Source organism: Burkholderia sp. (assembly GCF_018375725.1).
GTDB lineage: Bacteria > Pseudomonadota > Gammaproteobacteria > Burkholderiales > Burkholderiaceae > Burkholderia.
In genome coordinates this window covers 1-3,965 of record NZ_JAHACR010000357.1, presented here as the reverse complement: position 1 = coordinate 3,965, position 3,965 = coordinate 1, and the positions used below count along the sequence as shown (strand labels likewise).

The following is a 3,965-nucleotide window of genomic DNA, read 5'->3' as shown; positions in this document are numbered from 1 at the left end:
GCGGCAGTGCGACATCGATCAGGCTGCCGAGCGCCTCGAGCAGGATCCAGTGGCCGCCATAGCCGAGCAGCGCGCCGATCACGCCGCCCGCGAGGCCGACGCCCAGGAATTCGAGCGCAAACAGTGCGCCGAGCGTGCGGCGGCTGACGCCGAGGCAGCGCATCGTCGCACAACCGTCGAGATGACGCCGCATATACCGCTGCGCCGCCATCGCGATCGCAACCGCGGACAGCAGTGCGGTCAGCATGGCCACGAGCGTGAGAAAGTGGCGCGCCCGATCGAGCGTCTGCCGCACCTGCGGCTGACCTTCCTGCAGCGATTCGAGGCCGACGCCCCGCAGCTTGCCGTCATCGACCCGCGCATGCGCCCAGGCTTCGAACCGCTCGACCGCCGCGTCGTCGCCAGCGACCAGCAGCCGGTATGTGACGCGGCTGCCGTAGCCGGCCAGCCCGGTCGACGCGAGCTCGTCCGCGCGCATCATCAGGCGTGGCGAGAAATTGACGAACGAGAAGCCGCGGTCGAGCTCGCGAACGATCGAGGCGGCGACCGTCAAGGTGCGCAACCCGACGCGCACGGTATCGCCGATGTTCAGACGCAGCGCATCGAGCAGCGCGGGGTCGGCCCAGACGGTGCCGGGTGCGGGAATCGCGGCGGCTTTGCGCGCGTGCGCGCCCGCCGCCGGGAGGATCTCGACCGCGCCGCGCAACGGGTAGTCCGCCGACACGGCTTTCACGGCGGCCAGCCGCGCACGCGGCGCGTCGCCCGCTTGCGCGCCCGCTGCCGCGCCGATCATGCTGGGAAAAATCGCCGTTGTCGCGACGCGCAAACCGAGGGCGCGCGCCTCACGGTCGAATACGGGATCGACGGGATGATCGCCGCGCACGACGAAATCGGCGCCGAGCATCTGCCGTGCGTCGCGCTCGAGCCCCTGATGCAGGCGGTCGGCGAGAAAACCGACGCTCGTCAGCGCAGCGACCGCCAGCACCAGCGCGAGCATGAGCAGCGTCAGCTCGCCCGCGCGCCAGTCGCGCCCGGTCATGCGCGCGGCCTGCCGGATCAGATCCCGCCAGCCGAATCGGCCGGCATGCGCCGGCTCGTGATCGTCGCGCCGCGTCGAAGAATGCTCGACGGCTGGCCGCCCCACGGATGGCCGCCCCACGGATGGCCGCCCCTTCAATCCTGCTTGCCCCCGTAGGAATTGAGCCGCGTCACCATATGGTTCGCCATGCCCCGGAAGCCACCCGACACGCCGCGCCACAGACGCGGCAACGCCCACACCGAGCCGGCGACAAAGCCCGCCAGCAGCACGAGAAACAGGAGCGGCGCGAAGAACGCGAGCGCCAGGCCGCCGAACACGAGTCCGTCCTCGGTCGACGACGCGATCCAGTTCGAGATCGGCTCAGGAGACAGGTTGATGAGTGCGCGCGTGCCGGCTTTGGCGATGTGCGCCGTGCCGGCGAGCGTGCCGCCCGCGAGCCCGGCGACGGCGAGCATCGCCGGATCGGCATGACCGAGCGCGCCGGCCGCGAGCACGGCGCCGGCGGGAATGCGGATGAACGTCTGCACTGCATCCCACAGCGAATCGAAGGCGGGAATCTTGTCGGCAAGGAATTCGGCCACGGCAAGCACGGCCGCGGCGCCGATCACCCACGGCGAGGTCAGGACGGCGAGCGTGTCAGGCAGATGGAGCCAGCCGGCCCGCGCCAGCACGCCTGCGATCAGCACCGTCAGGTACAGGCGCAGGCCGCTCGCCCATGCCAGCCCCGCGCCGAGCGAAATGGCTTCGACCATGGCCCTCTCCTTGCACGTCGCGTGCGCTATAGCCGATCAACGTTGCTCGCCGCGCGGCGCGTAGGCCGCCGGCGGCGCCGCCGAGCCGCGACGCGGCAAGCGCGGCGGCACGGCATTCAGGATCGAATGCGTTCCATTATAGACGGGGGATCCGGCCGTCCGGCGCAACGCCCTGTGAGGAAAAGCCCCTAAAGCGGGTTATCGCGGCGCGGGCGGCACGGTCATTTCGACACGCGTTTCGGCACGGCCGTCCCGACACAGCGATCGTCGCGATACAGCGCCCATTCCTCGCATGTGCGGCCGTCCTTGAACACGCACATCCCGATTTCGCCGCCGGGCATACGTCGGATCACATGGCGTCCGCCGAGCTTCGTGCAGTTCACCGACGCCGGGTTGGCCATCGCGACCGACGGCGGCGACGGTTGCGACTGCCCGGGCGGCAGCGGCTGGGCGGTCGCGCCGGACGCGGCAAACGCCAGCGCGCAACAGGTTGCCAGACGGATCAGCATCGCACCCTCCTCGTTCCGTTCGCGGAACGGTCAGCATAACGGGGAATTCGCGCGCAGTGTGGCCTCGCATGGGCGCGCGGCACGTCGACCGCCTGCGGGACGCATCGACCGCCGATGCGCCGCGCGGCGCTCAGGCCGCGCCGACCAGCCGGTAGCCGACCCCCGTCTCGGTGACGATGTATTCCGGCTGCGCCGGGTCGCGTTCGAGCTTCTGCCGCAGATGCGCCATGTAGATGCGCAGATAGTGATGGCTCTCGACGTGCGACGGCCCCCACACTTCGCGCAACAGCTGGCGGTGCGTCAGCACGCGGCCGGCATGGCGCACGAGCGTCGCGAGCAGGCGGTATTCGAGCGGCGTCAGGTGCACGATCTCGCCGTCGCGCCACACCTGGCGCATCGCGAGATCGACGGCCACGGTGCCGAAATGCACCTGCGGCGATTCGTTCGCGCCGCCCTGGTTGCGCCGCCGCAGTTGCGCACGGATGCGCGCCCGCAACTCGGACACGCCGAACGGCTTGGTCAGATAATCGTCCGCCCCCGCATCGAGCGCGGCGACCTTTTCATCCTCCTGCGTGCGCGCGGACAACACGATCACCGGCACCTCGGACCAGCCGCGCAGTTCGCGGATCACATCGAGGCCGTCGGTATCCGGCAGGCCAAGGTCGACGATCACGAGATCCGGCCTGCGCGTCGCCGCGTCGATGAGGCCCTGCTTGCCGGTCTCGGTCTCGAACACGGCGATGCCCTCCTCTTCGAGCGCCGCGCGCACGAAACGGCGGATCTGCTTTTCGTCCTCGATCAGGACGACGGTCAGGCTCGGTTCACTCATCGGCGTGCGGTGGATCGGAAGGTGACAATGCGGACGGCAACGCGTGCAGCGCCTCGGCTTCTTCATCGGCTGCGGCCGGCGCCGGCGGCGGCGTCTCGACCGGCAGCGTGAACCAGAAGCGCGCGCCCGTCACGCGGCCGTCCGGCGCAGTGCGGTTGAGCGCGCCGATTCTACCGCCGTGCGCCTCGACGATCGCGCGACAGATCGCAAGCCCGAGACCGATGCCCGGCGTCGCCGATTCCTTCTCGCCGCGCGTGAACTTGTCGAAGATGCGCGTTTCCATGCCCGGCGGCAGGCCGGGGCCGTGATCGTCGACGTGGACGCGCACGAATGGCAGGCCGTCATCCGCAACACGTTCCGCGCCGATCTCGATCGGCGTGTCCGGTGGCGTGTACTTCGCGGCATTCTCGAACAGATTGGTGAACAGCCGCTCCATCAGCACCGCGTCCATCTGCAGCAGCGGCAGGTCGGCCGGCAGCGCGACGCGTGCCGGATGGCGCGCGAGCACGCGCCTGCACGCAGCGAGTGCAGCGCCGACGGTTTCCTCGAGCAGCGACCACTGGCGCTTGAGCTGCAGGCTGCCCGCCTGCAGCCGCGCCATGTCGAGCAGGTTCGTGACGATGCCCGTCATGCGCAGCGCTTCGTCGTGAATGGCGTCGACGAGCGCGTCCTCGCGCGGCCCGAACCGCTGCGGCGCGACCGCATCGCCGTTCCGCATCCCCTCGCGCGCGTTTGCCAGCATCGACGAGAAGCCGACGATCGTCGTCAGCGGCTTGCGCAGATCGTGCGAGATGGCCGACAGTAGCGAGTTGCGCAGCCGCTCCGATTCCATGCTG

Annotated in this window: 5 protein-coding genes; all 5 read right to left on the bottom strand. The window is 70.0% G+C overall.

All coding sequences use genetic code 11. The annotated features are described in order from the left end of the window. On the bottom strand, positions 1-1,039 hold a 1,039-nt coding region (locus tag KH616_RS22620), incomplete at its 3' end, for an FtsX-like permease family protein (protein ID WP_292252135.1). 134 nt (positions 1,040-1,173) lie between these two features. Next, positions 1,174-1,791, bottom strand: coding sequence for a DUF4126 domain-containing protein (locus KH616_RS22615; RefSeq protein ID WP_292252134.1), 618 nt, complete (start codon positions 1,789-1,791; stop codon positions 1,174-1,176). 221 nt (positions 1,792-2,012) lie between these two features. Continuing rightward, positions 2,013-2,300, bottom strand: a complete 288-nt coding sequence (locus KH616_RS22610) for a DUF333 domain-containing protein (protein WP_292252133.1) — start codon at positions 2,298-2,300, stop codon at positions 2,013-2,015. A gap of 130 nt (positions 2,301-2,430) precedes the next feature. Further along, positions 2,431-3,129: a two-component system response regulator KdpE gene (gene kdpE / locus KH616_RS22605; protein WP_292252132.1), complete on the bottom strand. Its 699-nt coding sequence runs from the start codon at positions 3,127-3,129 to the stop codon at positions 2,431-2,433. Further along, positions 3,122-3,965 (bottom strand): ATP-binding protein (locus KH616_RS22600; RefSeq protein WP_292252131.1); only part of this gene is annotated, 844 nt, incomplete at its 5' end. The genes KH616_RS22600 and kdpE, both read right to left, overlap by 8 nt.